The 19,747-nt window shown below is 62.1% G+C and carries 15 protein-coding genes and 1 pseudogene; 6 read left to right on the top strand and 10 right to left on the bottom strand.

Annotation, left to right across the window (positions count from 1 at the left end):
* Positions 1–17: 17 nt before the first annotated feature.
* A complete protein-coding gene (locus tag AB1E37_RS18390) occupies positions 18–1,082 on the top strand; it encodes a sugar ABC transporter substrate-binding protein (protein WP_032447408.1) in 1,065 nt (354 codons plus the stop codon).
* 101 nt (positions 1,083–1,183) lie between these two features.
* Positions 1,184–2,425, top strand: a complete 1,242-nt coding sequence (locus AB1E37_RS18385) for an LVIVD repeat-containing protein (RefSeq protein WP_004178989.1) — start codon at positions 1,184–1,186, stop codon at positions 2,423–2,425.
* A gap of 319 nt (positions 2,426–2,744) precedes the next feature.
* Here AB1E37_RS18385 and AB1E37_RS18380 read toward each other — a convergent pair.
* Together AB1E37_RS18380 and mtnK are read right to left on the bottom strand one after the other, a co-directional pair.
* Positions 2,745–4,112 (bottom strand): annotated as a pseudogene (locus tag AB1E37_RS18380) (IS3 family transposase).
* A gap of 143 nt (positions 4,113–4,255) precedes the next feature.
* Complete coding sequence (gene mtnK / locus AB1E37_RS18375) at positions 4,256–5,455, bottom strand: S-methyl-5-thioribose kinase (RefSeq protein ID WP_032447410.1); 1,200 nt, start codon at positions 5,453–5,455, stop codon at positions 4,256–4,258.
* Positions 5,456–5,556: 101 nt separating this feature from the next.
* Here mtnK and mtnA point away from each other — a divergent pair, with 101 nt between their 5' ends.
* The gene (mtnA, locus tag AB1E37_RS18370) at positions 5,557–6,585 is read left to right on the top strand and encodes an S-methyl-5-thioribose-1-phosphate isomerase (RefSeq protein ID WP_004183373.1); all 1,029 of its coding nucleotides are present in this window, start codon (positions 5,557–5,559) and stop codon (positions 6,583–6,585) included.
* 59 nt (positions 6,586–6,644) lie between these two features.
* Here the strand turns inward: mtnA and AB1E37_RS18365 are convergent, their stop codons facing one another.
* From AB1E37_RS18365 to codB, 7 genes are all read right to left on the bottom strand, one after another.
* Entirely contained in the window at positions 6,645–7,913 is a 1,269-nt protein-coding gene (locus tag AB1E37_RS18365) for a histidine phosphatase family protein (protein ID WP_004176900.1), read from the bottom strand.
* 25 nt (positions 7,914–7,938) lie between these two features.
* Entirely contained in the window at positions 7,939–9,297 is a 1,359-nt protein-coding gene (locus AB1E37_RS18360) for an MFS transporter (RefSeq protein ID WP_025368352.1), read from the bottom strand.
* 110 nt (positions 9,298–9,407) lie between these two features.
* Positions 9,408–10,217 (bottom strand): inositol monophosphatase, encoded by an 810-nt coding sequence (locus AB1E37_RS18355; protein ID WP_004151655.1) that lies wholly within the window; start codon positions 10,215–10,217, stop codon positions 9,408–9,410.
* A 121-nt stretch (positions 10,218–10,338) separates the two neighbouring features.
* Positions 10,339–11,289 carry a LacI family DNA-binding transcriptional regulator gene (locus AB1E37_RS18350; protein ID WP_072159393.1) on the bottom strand — a complete coding sequence of 317 codons (951 nt, stop codon included), beginning with the start codon at positions 11,287–11,289 and terminating at the stop codon, positions 10,339–10,341.
* A 145-nt stretch (positions 11,290–11,434) separates the two neighbouring features.
* Positions 11,435–12,673, bottom strand: coding sequence for a cytosine deaminase (codA, locus tag AB1E37_RS18345; protein ID WP_032447411.1), 1,239 nt, complete (start codon positions 12,671–12,673; stop codon positions 11,435–11,437).
* Positions 12,670–13,905, bottom strand: a complete 1,236-nt coding sequence (locus AB1E37_RS18340) for a PucR family transcriptional regulator ligand-binding domain-containing protein (RefSeq protein WP_002894159.1) — start codon at positions 13,903–13,905, stop codon at positions 12,670–12,672. Before AB1E37_RS18340 ends, codA begins: the two co-directional genes overlap by 4 nt.
* Positions 13,902–15,164, bottom strand: a complete 1,263-nt coding sequence (gene codB, locus AB1E37_RS18335) for a cytosine permease (protein ID WP_009485210.1) — start codon at positions 15,162–15,164, stop codon at positions 13,902–13,904. Before codB ends, AB1E37_RS18340 begins: the two co-directional genes overlap by 4 nt.
* A gap of 451 nt (positions 15,165–15,615) precedes the next feature.
* On the opposite strand from codB, the gene AB1E37_RS18330 reads away from it, so the two are divergent.
* The 3 genes from AB1E37_RS18330 to AB1E37_RS18320 are packed head-to-tail and all read left to right on the top strand — an operon-like array spanning position 15,616 to position 18,758.
* Entirely contained in the window at positions 15,616–16,224 is a 609-nt protein-coding gene (locus AB1E37_RS18330) for a methylthioribulose 1-phosphate dehydratase (RefSeq protein ID WP_002894164.1), read from the top strand.
* Positions 16,225–16,236: 12 nt separating this feature from the next.
* A complete protein-coding gene (locus AB1E37_RS18325) occupies positions 16,237–17,733 on the top strand; it encodes an FGGY-family carbohydrate kinase (protein WP_004176893.1) in 1,497 nt (498 codons plus the stop codon).
* Complete coding sequence (locus tag AB1E37_RS18320; protein WP_004191366.1) at positions 17,730–18,758, top strand: 2-hydroxyacid dehydrogenase; 1,029 nt, start codon at positions 17,730–17,732, stop codon at positions 18,756–18,758. The genes AB1E37_RS18325 and AB1E37_RS18320 overlap by 4 nt, the downstream gene beginning before the upstream one ends.
* 42 nt (positions 18,759–18,800) lie before the next feature.
* Here AB1E37_RS18320 and AB1E37_RS18315 read toward each other — a convergent pair whose 3' ends face one another.
* Positions 18,801–19,742 carry a carbohydrate kinase family protein gene (locus AB1E37_RS18315; protein ID WP_022615466.1) on the bottom strand — a complete coding sequence of 314 codons (942 nt, stop codon included), beginning with the start codon at positions 19,740–19,742 and terminating at the stop codon, positions 18,801–18,803.
* Between the last annotated feature and the right edge of the window lie 5 nt (positions 19,743–19,747).

The raw sequence follows: 19,747 nt of genomic DNA, 5'->3' as shown, positions 1-19,747 counted from the left end.
TTTACAGGGTAAACCGCATGAAAAAGATCGCACTCTCTCTGATGACGCTGGGTCTGCTGCAGTCGACGGCGGCGCTGGCCACCGCCCCGACGCCGGTGCCGGCGGCGATTGCCGAACACAACGGCCCGATCCGCATTGCCGTGATCCGCAACCTCGGGTCTGACGATAACACCACCCAGTTTGTCGCCGGGGCGCTGCAGGAAGGCAAAAAGCTCGGTTTCAAAATCAGCACCTTCCTGAGCAACGGCGATGACGCCAAATTCCAGGACTTCGTCAACCAGGCCATCAGCCAGAAATACGATGGCATTATTCTCTCTCAGGGGCGTGACCCGTATTCCACCTCCCTGGTGAAGAAGGCGGTGGACGCCGGGATCAAAGTGGCGGTGTTCGATACCGCGGTAAGCGGTGAGATCCCCGGGGTGACGGTCAGCCAGCAGGATGATGCCTCACTGACCGAGCTCTCTTTTGGCCAGCTGGTGAACGATTTCAACGGCAAGGCCAACATCGTCAAGCTGTGGGTGGCGGGCTTCCCGCCGATGGAGCGCCGTCAGGCGGCTTACCAGACGCTGCTGAAGCAAAATCCGGGGATTAAAGAGCTGGAGTCGATCGGCGCCGTGTCATCCGATGTGCAGGGCGACACTGCCAACAAGGTGGGGGCGATCCTCGCCAAGTATCCGAAAGGGAAAATTGACGCGATCTGGGGCACCTGGGATGCCTTTAGCCAGGGAGCCTATAAAGCGCTGAAAGAGAACGGCCGCACCGAGATCAAACTCTACAGCATTGATATTTCCAACCAGGATTTGCAGCTGATGCGCGAAGCCGGCAGCCCGTGGAAGGTGAGCGTGGCGGTGGATCCGAAGCTTATCGGCGCGACCAACGTGCGGCTGATCGCCAACAAGATCGCCGGCGAGCCGACGCCAGCCACCTACGACTTCAAGGCGGCAGCGATTCCCCAGGCGCTGCTGGCGGCCCAGCCGGGAGCGGTAAACGTGGCGTCGCTGGGGAAAATTATCCCTGGCTGGGGCCAGACCGAAGACTTTATCGCGCCGTGGTTCGCGACGCTGGAAGCGAAGAACAAATAAAATCAAGCCGGGTGGCGGTGGGTGGCGGCCTGGTGCCCTCACCCCGGCCCTCTCCGCAGGGAGAGGGGGAAAACCATGCCACCGGGCGAGAGGGATCCCCTATGTCAGCATTACCTTCCCCCGAATACAGCCGCAATATGCGGCTGATTGGCCATAGCGATCAGGGCGGTCGTCCGGACGGCGTGCAGCTGATGGTGCACCGCGGATTCGCCTATATCGGCCATATGGTGTCGCAGGGTTTTTCCGTGGTCGATGTTCGCGATCCGACCCGGCCCACCACCGTCAACTATATTGCCGCGCCGCCGGGCACCTGGAACGTGCATCTGCAGGCGCATGACGATCTGCTGCTGGTGATCAACGCCCGGGATCTGTTTGCTGACGCCCGTTTTGCTGATGAGAAGGTGTACTACACCCGCTCGGTGGGTGACACGGTCAGCGATGTGCAGGACAGGGGCTGGAGCGCCGGGCTGCGCATCTTTGATATTTCCACTCCCGCGCAGCCGCGGGAAATCAGTTTCCTGTCGCTTAACGGCATCGGTATTCACCGCATCTGGTACGTCGGCGGGCGCTGGGCGTATGTGTCCGCGCTGATCGACGGTTTTACCGACTACATCTTCCTGACCATCGATCTGGCCGATCCGCGTAAGCCCGAAGTAGCCGGGCGCTGGTGGCTGCCGGGGATGCACCAGGCGGGCGGTGAAACACCGGACTGGCCGCAGGGCAAACGCTATGCGCTGCATCACGCCATTATTGCCGGGGATACCGCCTACGGCAGCTGGCGCGACGGCGGCCTGACGCTGCTGGATGTCAAAGACCGTACCCAGCCGAGGCTGATTAGTCATCGCAACTGGAGCCCGCCGTTCGGCGGCGGAACGCATACCGCGCTGCCGCTGCCGGATCGTGACCTGCTGGTGGTGCTGGATGAAGCGGTGCTCGACAACCAGGAGGACGGCGAGAAGCTGATCTGGCTGTTTGATATCCGCGAGCCAACCAACCCGGTGAGCATCGCCACCTTCCCGCCGCCGGACGAAGCGGATTACGTGGCGAAAGGGGCGCATTTCGGCCCGCATAACCTGCATGAGAATCGTCCCGGCAGCTTTGTCAGCTCAACGCTGATTTTTGCCACGTATCAGAATGCCGGCGTGCGGGCTTACGATATTTCCAACCCGTATCGCCCGCTGGAGACCGGGGCGCTGGTCCCGGCTGCGCCTGAGAGAATGATGGATACCCGTCCCGGCCGCCCGCGGGTGATCCAGTCCTGTGACGTGTTTGTCGATGCGCAAGGCATTATCTACAGCACCGATTACAACGGCGGGCTATCGGTGATTGAGTATCTGGGGTGAGGGTAAGGTAAACGCAAAATTGTACTCGCATGTCTGCCGGGTGGCGGCTTTCGCCTTACCCGGCCTACGAAAGAGTGCAAGATCAAACCGTTATGCGGCTATCTGTAGGCCCGCGCAAGCGCAGCGCCGCCGGGCAATCTCAGAAAATGGCACTTTTTTAGGGGTTGCTCCCCTGTTTCGTTATTGTACTCGGATGTCTGCCGGGTGGCGGCTTTCGCCTTACCCGGCCTACGAAAGAGTGCAAGATCAAACCGTTATGCGGCTATCTGTAGGCCCGGCAAGCGCAGTGGACTGACCCCATAAAGTTGGATGGTTCATATTAAGCGGCTCTCAGAGCCTGGGTTCGGTACTCTACCGGACTCAGGCCTTTTAATTTCAGGCTTATCCGCTCGTTGTTGTAGTAATGGATATAGTCCTCTACGGCTTTTCTTAGCGCACTGACACTCCTGAACTCCCTCAGATAAAAACACTCCGATTTCAGGGTCCCGAAGAAGTTTTCCATCACTGCATTATCCAGGCAGTTTCCTTTACGCGACATACTCTGCGTCATCCCATGCGCCTTTAAACGTTCCTGATAGCTCCTCATCCTGTAATGCCAGCCCTGATCCGAGTGCAGCAGCGGAGCATCTCCCGGTCTGAGCTTCGGGAACGCACCGTCCAGCATCGTATTCACCCATCCATCACCGGCCTTTCCGACAGGCTGTAGGCGATAACCTCCCGGTTAAACAGATCGAGAACTGACGACAGGTAAAGCTTTTTTCCCTGTACCGGGAACTCTGTCACATCTGTTACCCATTTTTCGTTGGCTTTTGACGCACCGAAATTCCGGCTCAGGATATTGGGCGCGGCCTCGCCCGTTCTCCCTTTCCAGGCACGATATTTTTTCGCCCTTATCACAGACCGGAGTGACAGTTCTGCCATCAGCCGCTGCACTGTTTTATGGTTTATCCGCAGCCCCTGTTTTCTCAGTGCGAGCGTGATCCTGCGGTAGCCATAACGACCTTTGTGATAGTGGTATATCTTCCTGATGTTCTCTTTAAGACCCGCATACCTGTCCCCTTGCTTCAGTGCATTCATATTGTAATACCACGTGCTACGGGACATACCGGCCGCCCGCAGAAGGTCCCGCAGAGCGTGTTCATGCCTTAGTTCACTGATTATCAGGGCTTTTTGCCATTTTTTTTTTTTCGCTCTGAACCAAGGCTTTCAACTTTTTTAGATAGGCATTCTCTGCCCGCAGATAACGCAGTTCGGCCCTGAGCTCTTCGGGGGAGAGTTTTTCCAGCTCTTTATCTGTCAGTGGTGGGATATTTTTTGGCTTTGTCATTTGTCCGGGCCGTCCGCATTGCATGTTTAAAAGACCTTCCGCTCCGGCATCGTTGTACACGTCGAGCCAGCGCCGGACAAGTATTTCTGCGGAGAGATTAAACCGGGCAGCCGCTTCACGCATCGTCAGGCGGTCACTGATAACCGCCCGGACGACCACGAGTTTAAATTCATCGGAATAATGATTATTTTTTGCAGTCAGGCCTTCTGCACCGTGGAACTGCCATGCCCTGACCCAGCGACGGACAGATGTTCTTTCAATACCAAAAAGGTCGGCTGTACTCTGTTCTCCGTCTTTACCGGACAAATAATGATTAACCACAGCCAGTTTTGTTTCAGGGGAATACTTTGGTTTAGCCATAAAATTGCACCTTACTCAGTTGGGTGTCCAACTTTTGGGGTGCAGTCCAGCAGCGCCGCCGGGCAATCCCCGAAAATAGCACTTTTTTAGGGGGGGCTCCCTCTCCCTGTGGGAGAGGGTTGGGGTGAGGGAAACAGGCGCATTCAGCTGTACTGGCGTACCCGCGCCAGCAGCTCGTCGACGCTGTCGATACGCTCGGCCAGCACGATCAGCGCTCTGCCCAGGGTAATGGCGTGGCGCAGGCACTCATGACGCATGGCGTCGTCCTGGATAGTGTCGATATCCGCGACGTGCGACAGTCCGACGCTGCGGCGGATCAGTTCGCTGCCGCAGAAGCCGACCGCGTCCGCCCAGACTTTCTTCAGAAAGGCGGAGGCGTAGCCGGGGTAAGCCAGCGCCGCGTCGCGGGTTTTCTCCGCCGCCAGCGCCTGGAAGCGCTCGGCGAAGGTGGTCCACAGCTGGTGGATGTCGTTCAGCCGCTGCTCGCGCGCGGCGGCGGCATCGCGAATGCCGAGCTGGCCCGGCAGGCCGCAGTAGTTCAGCAGCAGGTTGCCGATGGCGGTGCCGATATCGAAGCCGATGGGGCCGAAGTAGCCGAACTCGGCGTCGATGGCCTTCAGGCTGCCTTCGGCAACGAAGATCGACCCGCTGTGGATATCGCCGTGCAGCAGCGCTTCCGCATGGGCAAAGAAACGGTGCTTCAGCGCCGCCACCGCCAGCTTAAGCTGGGCGTCGTCGCGCAGGGCGGCGACATCGGCCTCCAGCTCCGCCGGGTAGTTATTGCGCTCGTGGATCTGATACGGGTCGTTAAAGAACAGATCCTCGGTGATCTCGCACATCGCCGGGTTAATAAACTGCGCCACCTGCGCCTTTTTCTCGTGGGGATGGAGGTAGAAATCGCTGGTGTGGAACAACACCTGCGCCAGATAGTCGCCAAGCTGGCGGGCCGCCTGGGGATAGTAGACGTTAGCGATAAGCTCTCCGCGCCAGATGCGGTGGTCGGAAAGATCTTCCATCACCATCACCGCCAGCTCGGGATCAAAGTGATGGATTTTTACCGTGTGCTGCGGGCTGTGCTGATAGTGGGCGACCAGGGTCTGCGCTTCGAGACGGGCGCGGTCGAGGGTCAGCGGCCAGGTTTCGCCGACGCAGCGCACGTAGGGCAGGGCCTGTTTGACGATCGCCCGGCTGACGCCCTGACGATCGAACACTTTAAACACCAGATTGAGGTTGCCATCGCCCACTTCCTGCGCGCTGACCAGCTCAGATGGGTTGTCGATGCCGGCGAACTGTTGCGCGTAAGCCACGGCATCGTGGGCGGTGAAGGTATGGTATTGCGACATTGCCTCGATCCTCGAATTCTGATTAAGCCGTTCAGACGTCTATACTTCTGGATTCCATCCTGACACAATGTGATACAACAACGCAACAGGGATTTAACGACATGCAGACATTACAGACCACCAGCCTGCGGGTGAGTGAAAATCAGCTTTTTATTCTCGACCAGCAGGCCTTGCCGCAGGAAAAACGCTGGCTGGCGGCGGATAACGTTGCGCTGCTGGTGGACCATATTCATACCCTGCGGGTGCGCGGCGCGCCGCTGATTGGCCTGTCCGCCAGCCTGCTGCTGGCCCTGCTGGCCCAGCGCGGCCTGAACCGGGATGCACTCCAGCAGGCGCTGGAGACGCTGCGCGCGGCGCGGCCGACAGCGGTCAACCTGATGAATAATCTGGATCGCATGAAGCAGGCGCTGGCCCGGGAGGATTACCCGCAGGCGCTGGAAGCGGAAGCCTTGCGTCTGGTCGAAGAAGATAAACAGCTGTGCGACCGCATCGCTGAGGCGGGCAGTGCGCTGGTGAAGCCCGGCAGTCGACTGCTGACCCACTGCAACACCGGTGGCCTGGCGACCGCCGGGGTAGGGACCGCCCTGGGGGTTATCGCGCTGGCGCACCGGCAGGGAAAAGTGACCAACGTATGGGTTGATGAAACCCGGCCGCTGCTGCAGGGCGGTCGTTTAACCGCCTGGGAGCTGGGCGAGCTGGGCGTGCCCTATCAGCTGATCGCCGATTCAATGGCCGCCAGCCTGATGGCGCAGGGGCAGGTGGATGCGGTGTGGGTCGGCGCCGACCGTATCGCCGCCAACGGCGACGTGGCGAATAAAATCGGCACCTATTCTCTGGCGGTTTTGGCCCATTATCACCAGATCCCGTTTTACGTCGCTGCCCCGCAGACCACCCTCGACCGCCATTGCCCGAACGGGGCGGCGATCCCCATTGAGCAGCGCGCGGCGGCGGAAGTGACCGGAGTGGCGGGCAGCTTCGGCGCGGTACAGTGGGCGCCGACGGGGGCCGCCGTTTACAATCCGGCGTTCGACGTCACGCCTGCTGGGCTGATAAGCGGCTGGGTGCTGGACAGCGGGGTGGTCACCCCGGCGCAGGTCGCCGCCGGGGCGTTTGCGCCGGACAACGGATAACGGACGTCGTGCCGGGCCTGGAAAAAAGGTTTTCCCGGGCCCGGACAAACACCGCGCCGCTACGGCAGGACCATGGCTACCGCCGGGGCGGATGACCGGTCGATACGCTGACCCAGCGCGGTGATGGCCGCCTGGAAGGGACACAGCGTACCAACGTCGGTCTGACGGCAGCCCGGCTGACGCCACTCCTGACGCAGCATCGGGTGCTGCGCGTCCGGCGTCTGCAGACGACGCAGGTCGTCGAGGCCCTGGGCCTGGAAATAGACCCGCAGATAGCGTTCTCCGCTCTTCGCGTTGCGCCAGCGCTCCAGCACCAGGCTACTGCCCGGCGGGATATTTCCCCGGCTGTAGCCCGGCAGCTGCCAGCTAAAGTTCATCAGCGTGCGTACCATGGCGATGTTGGTGTCATGGGCCACCAGCAGCAGCCAGCGTACGTTCGGATTCGCCTCCGGTTTGACGCCATCGAGCATAGCGTTGAGCAGCACCGACCCGCGTTTTTGCGCGGTATACAACACATCGTTACTCAGATCGTAGTTTTCCGTTAACAGCGGCAGCAGGGCGGTGATCTGCCTGGCCTGGGTGATCTTGCCCCACGCCAGCTGGCTGAGAGGCAGGTTTTCACTCCAGCCGAGACGCAGCGTCTCCACCATATTGGCCATCACGCTCAGTCCGCTAATGGTGGTCTTCCCACTTTTGCTCTGCTCGACCTGCCACGGGGTATCGAAGATCGGGCAGGGCTTATCGGCCTGACAAACCGCCTGTTTCAATAGCTGGATGGTCGGCGCCAGCGCCTGCCGACGCTGCGCCAGATCCCCGGCCTTCTCTTTCACCGCCGCCAGCTGGCGGGCGGGGTCGGTTTGCGTGGCGGCGAACTTGTCGGTCTGAAACAGGGGATCGGCATCCCCGCTGACATAATGGATAGCGACGCCGCAGCCGGGGAAGGCGCCATCCACCAGCGCCTGGGCGGTCGCTCGCGTCCGCTGCAGCGGGCTGGCGCGCACGTATATCGACTCCGCCGTCGGGCATCCGGCCTGCAGCAGGCCGAGCTGGCGGTAATGCTGGCCTTCCGCACGCCCTTTGTTGACCACGGCGGCATAGCCATGGCCGGTGAGCTCCCCGTCATGGGTGGTCCACTCGGTCCACGGTCGGCCGGTGGCGGCCTCAATGGCTTCCCGGTTGCCGGCCGTCGGCGGACGAATACCGTGGCGGCTGAGCTCGACCACTTTCTCCAGCTGCCAGTCCGCGGCGGCGGCAGATTGCAGCGCCAGCAGCGGCAGTGCGCAGGCGATAAACAGGCGTAACAGCCCCTGATGTCTTGCAGGCATCATATCTTCTTCCTTATTCGTTAATCGGTTATGAGGAGAACGAGGTCTGCCGTTCGACGGCATGGCGCCGGGCGACGATGGCGGCAGTGGTAAAACAGAGTAGCGCGGAACCCAGACCGGTACCCACCCAGAACATCGCCAACGTGCTGAAATCATACAGCGTTTTGCCGTTTTCAAGGATAGCCGTTTTATCAATAATGATCCCGGTGAGAAACTCGCCCAGGCCGGCGCCGGCGTAGCTGGCGATGCCGATGGTGCCGAGCGCGGCCCCGGCGGCCTTGCGCGAAGAGATATCGACGGCGATCAGCCCGCCGAGGAAGCAGGTCAGAGCGCCAATGGTGGCCCCGAAGATAATCATCGCCAGAATATCAGTGTAGTAATTGTGCGGCGACCAGAGCATCAGGGCGAAGCCGGCGGTGTTCAGCAGGCTGATGAATCCGGCCATCACGCTGCGGTTGCGCGGGAAAAAGCGGTCGGAGAGCATGCCGGCGATGATGGTCCCGGCGATGCCGGCGATAGCGTTGACGCCGATAATCCCGGACGCCTCCAGGGTGGAATAAGCTTTATCCTGCTCCAGAAAGAAGATCCCCCATGAGTTGACGGCGTAGCGGTCGATGTACATAAAGGCGGAGGCGAGGGCGAGGGTCCACAGCGCCGGGTTGCGCAGCGCCAGCAGCTGGTTTTTAAACACCGAGCCGCGGGCTTCGACCTCCTCCTGCGGTTCATCGCGGATGACGTTGATGGACGGGAAGCCGCTGCTCTGCGGCGAATCGTGCATGAACAGCACCAGCAGCACCACGCCGGCGGCGCCGAGCGCGGCGGTGGACAGGTAGCCCATCTGCCAGCCAAACCCGGCGATCACCGCGGCGATCACCATATAGGTCACCGCCTCGCCGATATTATGCGCCGTCGACCAGATGCCATAGAAGGTGCCGCGCTCCTTAACGCCGTACCAGCGCGCCAGCGAGACCGCGCAGGGGCCGACGCCCATCGACTGCGCCCAACCGTTGATCCCCCAGAAGATGGCCAGCAGCAGGGCGTTGGTGGTCATCCCCATCATCAGGTTCATCCCGGCGCTGAGCAATAAACCGAGGCTCATATAGCGCACCACGTTGGCGTGATCGGCGATAAAACCATTGACCAGTTTGCCGATGGCGTAGCTGAAGAACAGGGTAGAGCCGATCATGCCGAGCTCCGTCGGGGTGATCCCCAGCTCCACCAGCGCGCTTTTGGCGACGGTGAAGGATAACCGGCAGACGTAAAAGGTGACGTAGGCCAGGGTCATGGCGATGAAGGTTTGCCAGCGCACCCGGCGAAAACGGTGTTCATCAAACGCGGCGCCCGCTTTCGGCGGCGACGCCCGGAAAAAAGCGATAATTCCAGACATAGGTGGTTCTCCGCAGGTCGGAGGCCTGACTGATTGATGTGGTTCGTCCGTGAATGAAGTTATCGTTACTGTGTAGAGTACATAATCAGAAATAGCCTGACCCGTAAGGGTTAATGTAATGGTTGTGGGATCATCTTTTTCAGCTGCGGGTAGAGCGTTGGGCTGGCCAGCAGCAGCGGATTGCCGCGCTGGATCCCCTCCTGCGCCAGAAAATCGTTGCTGGCGCCGCCCGCTTCGCGCATCAGCACCAGCCCCGGCAGGGCGTCCCACGGGTTCATGTGCGGCTCGTAGTAGCCAATCAACCGGCCCGCCGCCGCCCAGGCGCTCATCAACGCCCCGGAGCCGTTGCGGATAAACATGCCGCCGTCGCTGAGCAGCGCCTGCAGAAACGGCAGAAAGTCCGCCGGGGTGACGCGATGCGAGGTGCCGACGCCCATCACGCCCTCTTTGACCGTCGTCGCGGGGTGCGGACGGATCGGAGCGTCGTTGAGCCAGGCGCCATGGCCCCGCAGGGCGTGAAACAGCTCGCGATGGTTGGGGTCGTAGACCACGCCGATGACCGGTTCGCCGTCGGCGACGATCGCCAGCGACAGGCACCAGGTGTGCAGGCCGTTGAGGAAACAGCTGGTGCCATCGATGGGGTCGACCACCCACAGCACTCGCGCGTCGGGCAGGCGGGCGCCGCTCTCTTCGCCGAGAAAACCATCCTCCGGAAACGCGCTCTGAATGCGCTGTTTGACAAAGGCCTCCACCCGCTTATCGGCCACGCTGACCACATCCTGCAGGTCGTCGCCCTTATGGTCGACGGTCAGCGCCTCGCGCTGTTGATAGTATTCAAACGCCAGCTCAGCCCCCGCTTTCGCCAGCTCGCAGGCCAGACGGTAGCGGGCCTGTAGCGCTTCTGATTCCTGAGATTGCATAGTGACTCCCTATTTTGCACACGTGTGCATTTTGCGTGAAAAAAACAGCCCCGAAGGGCCGAATGAGTGTGGCCGGGTTTCGCAGAAGATTCTGTGATCGCTCCAGCATAAAATGATTTTTTCATTTCGCACTATGACGAATGATTAGTTTCACCGGCACTTCGCGATGGCGCGAGGGCAGGCTGAAGCGGGCGATCCGCGTCATTAACAAATCCACCGCGTGGTGGGCCAGCAGGGCGGTATTCTGCTGAACGGTGGTGAGCTGATAGGGCTGCCAGTCCGCCTGCGGGATATCGTCAAAGCCGACGATGGCCGGCAGCGGGGCGGCGGCGTCCCGCAGGCCGTCCTGGGCGCCCAGCGCCAGCATATCGGTGGCGCAAAACAGCGCCTGCATCCCGGGGTTTTCAGCAACCAATTCTCTGGCAGCCTGGTAGCCGGCTTGATAGCCGCCGCTGTCGCAGAAGCGGCTGCTCACCGCCATATCCGACGTCCGGGCGATAAAAGCCTCATAGCGCTGGCGGGTGCTGAAGTTCTCGCGATTTTCGCCAATAAAGCCAACCTGCCGCCAGCCTCGGCGGCTGAACAGATCCGCCACCAGCTTCGCTCCCTGGGCGTTATCGCTGCACACCCGGTCGCAGCCGGCGAGGTCCGCATGGCGGTTGATCAGGGTGACGGGGATCTTGCGCGCCAGATACTCTTCCGCCAGCGACAGCGGCGGCGCGCCGGAGGTGATGATCACCCCGGCGACGTGATAGCTCAGCAGTTGTTTAAGCGAGGGGGCGAGCTGCTGCGGATCGTCAGCGTTCATCAGCAGCGGCATAAAGCCATTGAGCGCCAGCTGATGGACCAGCGGCGCCAGCAGTTTGCTGCGAAACGGGTTGTCGAAACCGGCGGTGACGATGCCGATAAAATTACTGCTGCCGGTGATCATCGTCCGGGCGATGATATTCACCTGATAGCCCAGGGCTTCCGCGGCGCTCAGCACCTTCTGCCGGGTCTTCTCCGACACCGAGGCGCCGGGGGTGAAGGTGCGGGAGACCGCCGAGCGCGAGACCCCGGCCAGTCTGGCCACGTCCTCGGCCTTAATCCATTTTTTATCGCTCATCGTCGTTTCGCGCCGTCTGTTTTCCAGGAGGCCGACGCCCGGGCGGGCGTCGGTCACGCACACTGCCTGAAAAGGTATCACAGAAAGGCGTCGTCGCGCAGCGCCTTGCGCCCTATGCCGGGTAGCGGATGTGCTCCACCTCACGCTGCAAAATCACCCTGCCGTGGCGAATGGAGGTCAGCACCCGTGCCTGACGACGGACGGCCTCGTAGTCGTTTTCCGCATCGAGGATCAGCAGGTTCGCCGGGCGGCCTTCGGCGAGGCCGTAGTTATCGCCCAGACACAGCGCCCGGGCGCTGTTGTCGGTGACAAAGTCGAGACAGCGCTGCAGATCGTCATAGCCGAGCATATGGCAGATGTGCAGTCCGGCATCCAGAATGCGCAGGATATTGCCGTTTCCCAACGGATACCACGGATCCTGAATCGAGTCCTGAGCAAAGCAGACATTGATGCCGGCGCGATCCAGCTCCGCCACCCGGGTGACGCCGCGCCGTTTCGGCCAGCTGTCAAACCGGCCCTGCAGATGAATGCTTTCGGTCGGGCAGGAGATGAAGTTGATCCCCGAGGCTTTCAGCAGGCGAAACAGCTTTGAGCAGTAGGCGTTATCATAAGAGCCCATCGCGCAGGTGTGGCTGGCGGTGACCTGCGCCCCCATGCCGCGCACCCGCGCCTCTTCCGCTAGCACTTCGAGGAAACGCGACTGCGGATCGTCGATTTCATCGCAGTGGACATCCACCAGGCGGCCGTAACGCTGGGCGAGGTCCATCAAAAACATCACCGAGCTGACCCCTTTGTCGCGGGTGTTCTCATAGTGCGGAATGCCGCCCACCACGTCGGCGCCCATCTCGATGGCGCGCGTCATCAGCTCCCGGCCGTTGGGATACGATTCGATTCCCTCCTGCGGAAAGGCGACAATCTGCAGATCGATGAGATCGGCGGCCTCTTGTTTCACCGCCAGCAGCGCCTGCAGGGCCGACAGCGACGGATCGGTGACATCCACATGGGTGCGGACGTGCTGGACGCCGAAGTCGCGCAGCATGCCGATGGTTTTCAGCGCCCGCTGGCGGGTGTCCTCCGGGGTAATGCTCGCTTTGCGCTGGCTCCAGCGGGTGATGCCTTCAAACAGGGTGCCGCTGCGGTTCCACTCCGGCTCGCCCGCGGTGAGGGTGGCGTCAAGATGGATATGCGGCTCGACGAAGGGCGGGATCGCCAGCCGGCCCTGGGCGTCGATATCCCCTGCGTCGGCAGTCTGCATCGCGGCCTGGGCGGTGATGCGGTGAATCATCCCGTCCTGCAGGTCAAGAGTAAACAGCGCCTCCTGGCGGCGCAGGCGAGCGTTAATAATTTTCATGGTGGGTCCTGTAAATGGTTTTGCGATAAACGCCAGATCACCAGCGCGACCGAGGCGTTGAGATGAAACTGAGGGTGGCTGACCGGGTAGCCGGTCAGTTTTTCAATGCGCTGGATGCGCTGATGCAACGTGTTGCGATGGAGACCCAGCCGGTCGGCGGCCCGCACCACGTTGCCGTTCTCCTGCAGCAGCGTCTCGAGGGTCTCCAGCAGCAGCCACGGCGCTTTACGGCCCGGCTCGATCAGGCAGCCGAGGGTGTCGTGCATAAAATCGTTGAGCAGCGCCGGGTCGCTGACCGCGGACAGCAGTTTGATAAACCCCAGCTGCTGATAGTCGCTGATGCGCTGGGTTGGCCGCAGGGTATCGCACAGATCCAGCGCCTGGCGCGCCTGCGACAGCGCCCGCGGGTAGCCCTGCAACTGCCTGACCGGCGCGGAGAGGCCGCAGAGCAGCGACAAACTCTCCTCTCCGTCCGCCAGCGCCTGCAGCCACTGCTGTAGCCATTTTTTCTGCTGAAAGCCTTCCCCCTCCTCATCCGGCAGCAGGAAAAGGAACATGTTGCTGCGCTCCAGCAGCGGAAAGGAATTGCCCTGCTGGTTGAGCTGCTGCTGCAGCTGCTGACGCACGCTGCGGTGGGCCTGCAGCAGCCAGGCTTCGGCCTGCTCGGGCGGGAACTGGCGAAACAGGCGGGACAACCCCTCCAGACGCAGCGCCGCCAGCCGCAGCGGACGGGTAAAATCGAGCTGCTGGTGCAGGGCGCGCTGATGGAGCATCTGCAGGTCCGGATAGTCGCCGGTGACCAGCTGCATCAGAATGTCGCGCTGCGACTGCAGGACGTTTTCGCTGCGGACCAGCGCGGTGCCGATGCGCTCGGTGACAATCACCATCTTCAGCAGGTAGGGCTGCTCGATCAGCGGCATGCCCAGCTCGTCGGCAAGGGCGATCAGCGTGGCGGGAATGGCGTGGATATAGGCCTCGCCGGTGAGGATCACCATCCCGGCGATGCCGCGCTGTTTGCCCTCCATCAGCAACTGGATCAGGTTGGCTTCATCCCGGGGATGGTTGATGCCGGTGATAAACACCAGCTCGCCGCCCATGATCCACTCGGCGATATGTTCATTTTCCGCCACGTAGTACCAGCGTACGGCCCGCTGCAGCCCTTGCTTTCCCGCCCGCAGACGCAGGGCGGAGAGTCCCTCAAGGGCCAGCAGTTCGCTGACCGTCAGGCTCATGGCTCCTGCTCCGCGACGGCGGCAGGCTGGCGTTTGCTTAGCAGAGTCAGGGCGATATAGACCAGCGCGGAAACGGAGATCCCCACCAGCGGCGCGATCCACGGCGAAAGATAGGCCACCACCGCGCCGGCGGCGTAGGCGCCGAGTCCCAGCCAGTTAAAACGCGGCAGGCGGGCGTTCTGCAGCAGGGGATAGCGCCCGCCGCGGGCGAACCAGTAGTCGGCGAGGATCACCCCGCCGATGGGCGGAATAATACTGCCCAGCAGCACGAGGAAGGGGATCAGCATTTCGTACATCCCGCCAATGGCCAGCACAATGCCCACCCCGGCGGCGGCGAGGGTCAGCGTCCGGCGACGTTCGCTGCGCAGCAGATGGCAGGCGGCGGCGGAGACGTTATAGATGGTGGGGCCCTGGATGGTCAGCAGGTTGAGACAGAGCATGATCACCGCGGCCACCGACAGCCCCTGCAGGATCAGCACTTCAACGATATCGGCCTGTTGATAGACGATAGCGCACCAGGCGCCGGCGACGATCATCAGCCCGTTGCCGATGAGGAAGCTGCCCATGCTGGCGAGAATGGCGGTCCGGCTGGAGTTGGCCAGCCGGGTCCAGTTTGTCGCCTGGGTGGCGCCGCTGGCGAAAGTGCCGAAGACCATGGTGATGGCCGCCGACCAGCTCATGGTGTCGCTCGGCGCAATACGGGTCATCGCCTGCCAGCCGCCGGCGTGGTGCAGCGCCAGATACATGGAGACCATCAGCAGCACAAACATCAATGGCACCGACAGGCGCGACAGCGCGTCCAGTCCCTTGTAGCCCACCAGCGCGGTGACACAGAACAAAATGCCAAACAGCACCATCAACGGCTGGGTCAGCGCCTCGGGCAGAGCGAGGATCTTCACCAACGAGATAGCGACCGTGGCGGTGCCCCAGGCGTACCAGCCCAGCTCGGCAAAGCCAAGAATAAAATCGGCCAGCTTGCTGCCAATCTCCCCGAAGCAGAACCGGCCCATCAGCACCGTATTCAGGCCGCTGCGCGCGGCGATCCAGCCCAGCGACGCGGCATAGAGGGCCAGCAAGGCGTTGCCGATGACGGCTATCCACAGCAGATTGACGATGGAAAAGGAGACGCCGAGTTTACCGCCGGCGAACATCGTGCCGGTGAAAAAGGTAAAGCTGAACAACACCATGGCGATGGAAAATACGCCTTTGCGTCCGGCGGCGGGCGCTTCGACGAGGGGAAAATCATTGCTGTTTGACATCCTGGAACCTCTGGCTGGTAGATGGGCGGTGATAGCCGGAAGTAGCAAGAGATGTGCCAGGAAAAACCGGGCACGGGGAATAGCGCGCGGTGTGCAACATGCACAGTTATTGAAGGATCCCGGAGGGGTAATGCCATTCTACTGTGCATCCTGCCAGGTTTTGCACCAGTCCAGGGCAGAGTAGGGCGGTGAGCGCATCCCTGGCGCCGGAGGAGAATTTTAGCCAGGACGATCCGCCTGTTTTTGGCCAGAGAGTAGTGGAGAATAGTGGTGTACTGAAAACGGTTGGTTAAATCACTGTGAATAAAGGTTATTTAATATGCTTTTATGATATAACCATTTGTCTTGTGTGTGTTTCCTGAAATATTGTCCCCTCCGGTTAGCGGTGTTAGTATCGGATAAATAGCCATTTAGACGGCTAAATAAATCATCGCTAACCTAAGGAACTGCTATGTGGCAAGAAAGACTCGCGCAACTGGTCACCACCTGTCATTGGATCGGCGCGAAAGGCTGGGCGCCGGCGACCGGCGGCAATATGTCGGTGCGTCAGGATGATACCTGGTGCTGGCTAAGCGAGTCGGGCCGCGACAAAGGCAGCCTGACAACCGAGGATTTTCTGCAGGTTGAGATCGCCACCAACCAGGCGCCTTCCGGACGGAAGCCGTCGGCCGAGACCGGTCTGCACACCCTGGTGTATCGCCTGTTCCCGGAAGCCAACGTGGTGCTGCATGTGCATACCGTCAACGCCACTGTGCTGTCGCGCATCGAAAAAAGCGACACGCTGGCGCTGCAGGGGTATGAAATGCAGAAAACCCTTAGCGGGCAGCATAGCCATCTCGATACCGTTCCGATCGCCATCTTCGATAATGACCAGGATATTGACGCCCTGGCGGCGCGGATTGCCGATTATGCGCAAACGCGCCCGCTGCGCTACGGCTTTCTGCTGCGCGGCCACGGCCTGACCTGCTGGGGGAAAGATATTCAGGAGGCCCGCCGTCAACTGGAGGGGCTGGAGTTCCTGTTCGAGTGCGAGCTGATGCGCCGCCGCTACGAGCCCTGAGCCGGAGCAGGTATGGATTTTTATCTTGGTATCGATATTGGCACCTCGCGGGTGAAAGCGGTGCTGTTTGATCAGCATTTCACCGCCTGCGCCAGCGCCGCGGAAAACACCTCACCCCGCCTGTCGGCCAATGGCTACGCGGAACAGGATATGACCCAGCTGTGGCATTCGGTGCTGGCTATTCTGCGCCAGATTGCCCGCCACCCGGCGCTGCAGGCGGGGCGGCTGCGGGCTATCGGCCTCGCCGGGCAAGGGGAGGGGGTCTGGCTCAGCGATGAGCAGGGCGAACCGGTGGGCCCGGGGATCCTGTGGAGCGATACCCGCAGCCACGAGCTGATGAGCGACCTGCTGCGCCGACCCGGCTTCGACCGCCGCTATTTCGCCGATACCGGCACCCACCTGCAGCCCTGCAATACCAGCCTGCAGCTGTACTGGCTGAAACAGTATCAGCCGGCGCGGCTGGCGGCCGCGCGCTATCTGTTTTTCGCCAAGGACTGGATCCGCTTTCGCCTGACCGGCGTGGCGGCGCTGGAGCTGACGGACGCCAGCAGCTCGTTACTCAATCAGCAGACCGGCAGCTGGTCCTCGGTGGTGATGAACGAGATGGGGCTGAACGAACTGCTGCCGCTGTTTCCCCCGCTGCTGGCCCCGGATGCCCTGGCCGGCACGCTGAGCGACGCGGTGGCGGCGCTGACCGGGCTGCCCGCCGCGACGCCGGTGGCCGCCGGGGCGCTGGATGTCTGTAGCGCCGCGCTGGGCTGCGGCGCGGTCAACGAAGGGGATATCTACACGATCCTCGGCACCACCTGCTGCACCGGGATCGTCTGCCGCGGCCCGCAGACGGTGAACGAGGCGACGCGCTTTGTCACCCATACCGAAGCCGGACAGGTGATCTCCCTGTTTCCGATGCAGGCCGGTACGCCAAACATTGACTGGCTGCAGCAGCATATTTCGCTGGACGCCGATCTGGGGCGCCTGGAGCAGGCGATCGCGGCGGTGGAGCCAGGCAGCGGCGGCGTCTTCTGGCAGCCGTACCTCAATGGCGAACGTGCGCCGTTTTACAGCCCGGACGCGCGGGCCGGCTTTTTCGGCATTAGCCCGCACACCACCCGCGCCCAACTGCAGCGCGCGGTGTTTGAAGGCCTGGCCTTCGCCATTGTCGATGCGCTGCAGGGTTATCCGCAGGGCGGCGAGCTGTATCTGACCGGCGGCGGCGCAGCCTCGGCGACCTGGCTGCAGATTATCGCCGACTGTACCGGACGCACGGTGGTCTCCAGCGCCTTTAACGAACTGAGCGCACGCGGCGCGGCGATCCTGGCGGCCCGTAGCGTCGCGGCGCTGGCCGAGACGCCTCCGCTGGCGCAGACCCGCTATCAGCCGCGCCCTCAGGCGCATGCCCGCTACGCGGCGCTGTATCCCGTTTACCGCCTGCTGCGCGAGCAGATGCTGCCGGTATGGCAGGCCAGACAGGCCGCCCTTCAACCTCTTTCTCAGGACCTACAACCATGAAAATCGTTTTTACCGCCGAGCATGCTGGCGACCTTAGCGCCTTCCACCAGCTGGGCGAGCTGCTGGTGGAGGGGTGGGCGCTGGGCAAACCGAAACTCAGCGCCGGTCAGCTGATTGAGCTGGCCCACGACGCCGAGGTGCTGGTGACCAGCTATGATGAGGTGACGGACGCGGTGATGGCCGCCTGTCCGCGCCTGCAGGTAATCGCCTGCACCCGCGCGAATCCGGTGAATATTGATACCCAGGCCGCCCAGGCGCGCGGCATCCGGGTGCTCTACACCCCGGGGCGCAATGCCGATGCCGCCGCGGAGCTGACGCTTGGCCTGATGCTCAGCCTGGCGCGCCATATTCCGCAATCCCATGCGGCGCTGAAGCGGGGGGAATTCACGCAGGCTGACAATGCCGCCGCCGCCACCCAGCAGGGTCTGCGGCGGGATGTGGTCTGGGACGTGAGCCCGGAAAGTCCCTATGAAGTGTTTAAAGGCACTGAACTGCGCAATAAAACGCTGGGGCTGGTGGGGTATGGCAACATTGGCCGCCGGGTGGCGCGTATCGCCCGGGCGTTCGGCATGGCGGTGTTGGTGGTGGATCCGTTCGTCGCCGCAGAGGATATCAATGAGCCAGGGCTACAGAAAACGACCCTGGAGGCGCTGTTCCGCGAGGCGGATATCGTCAGCCTGCACCTGAGCAGCGGGCCGCACAGCGACGGGCTGGTGAATGCCGCGCTGTTAAACAGCATGAAGCCCGGCGCGCTGCTGATCAATACCTCTCGCGCGGCGGTGGTCGACGAGGCAGCGCTGATTGATGCCCTGCGCCACGGCCCGCTGGGCGGCGCGGCGCTGGATGTGTATCACCGCGAACCGCTGTGGCGCGATCATCCTTTTGTCATCGAGTTCGATAACGTGATTATCACGCCGCATATCGCCGGAGCCACCCGGGAGAGTATCGCCAAACACACGGCGATGATTGCCGCCGATCTTCAGCGCTATGTCGCCGGGGAGCCGCTGCTGTACCAGTGGCGTTAAGCCGCTTGCGCCGCCGCATTCTGCAGCGGCGCGGGTCCATCGTCAGGGGCGATGGGCCGCCATAAAAGCCTGGGTCTGTTCCCAGTCCACTACCCCGGCATCCGATCCCATCCCGGTCGCCACCAGCGCGGCCACCGCCGAGGCGACGTCACACGCTGCTTTCACGCTGAGTCCGCGCGCCAGTGCGGCAATAAACCCGCCGCAGTAGCTGTCGCCGCAGCCGGTGGTATCCACCGCCTCGACCGGCCACGGCGCAATATGCTGCGGCCCGCCATCGCGGCCGATAAGCCAGGAGCCGTTCTCGCCGTCTTTCAGAATGCAGGTGCCCACGCCGAGCGCCAGGAAGAAGTGGCCGATGGCCTCCGGCTGCGTCTCTCCGGAGAGAAAGGCGGCTTCCTCCAGCGAAGGCATGAAATAATCCACCGACGGCAACAGGGGCCGCAGTAGTTCGAGGGTCTCTTCATTCGGGGCGATAAGGTCAAAGCTGGTGGTGACTCCGCGCGCTTTGGCCGCCTGCAACAGCCGCGCGCTCTGTCCCTGGTCCATTGCCGCCAGCAGCCCGGTCCCGCCGTGATGCAGGAAACGACAGTCAAGGACGGCGTCAAATTCCGCTTCACTGACAAACAGGGCGTCAGACGCGCCCCGGCAGTGCAGGGCCGGACGTTCGCCGTTGGGGCGAATCGGCAGGATCGTCGCCGAGGTCTCCTTCAGCGCGGTGCGCTGGATAAGCGAGCAGTCGATGCCCAGCCGGGCATAGCTGGCGAGGATAAAGTCGGCCTTTTCATCTTCGCCCAGGCAGGCCACCGCTGCGGTGCGGATCCCGAGCTTCGCGGCGTTGATATTAGCCCCGGCGGCGGTGCCGGCGGGGTTGAGACGAATTTGCTCAATAAAGGCGACGCCGCCGCGCGGCGGGATCGCCACCACCGGGCGCCCGGCGATATCCAGAATAGTCAGGCCGACAAATACGGCGTCAAAGGTTGCCATCGTTC

The organism is Klebsiella sp. Shm-1 (assembly GCF_040804525.1).
In the GTDB taxonomy this organism is placed as follows: Bacteria; Pseudomonadota; Gammaproteobacteria; order Enterobacterales; family Enterobacteriaceae; genus Klebsiella; species Klebsiella pneumoniae.
Note: the sequence above shows the minus strand (reverse complement) of the source record. Positions and strands in the feature narration are given on the sequence as shown.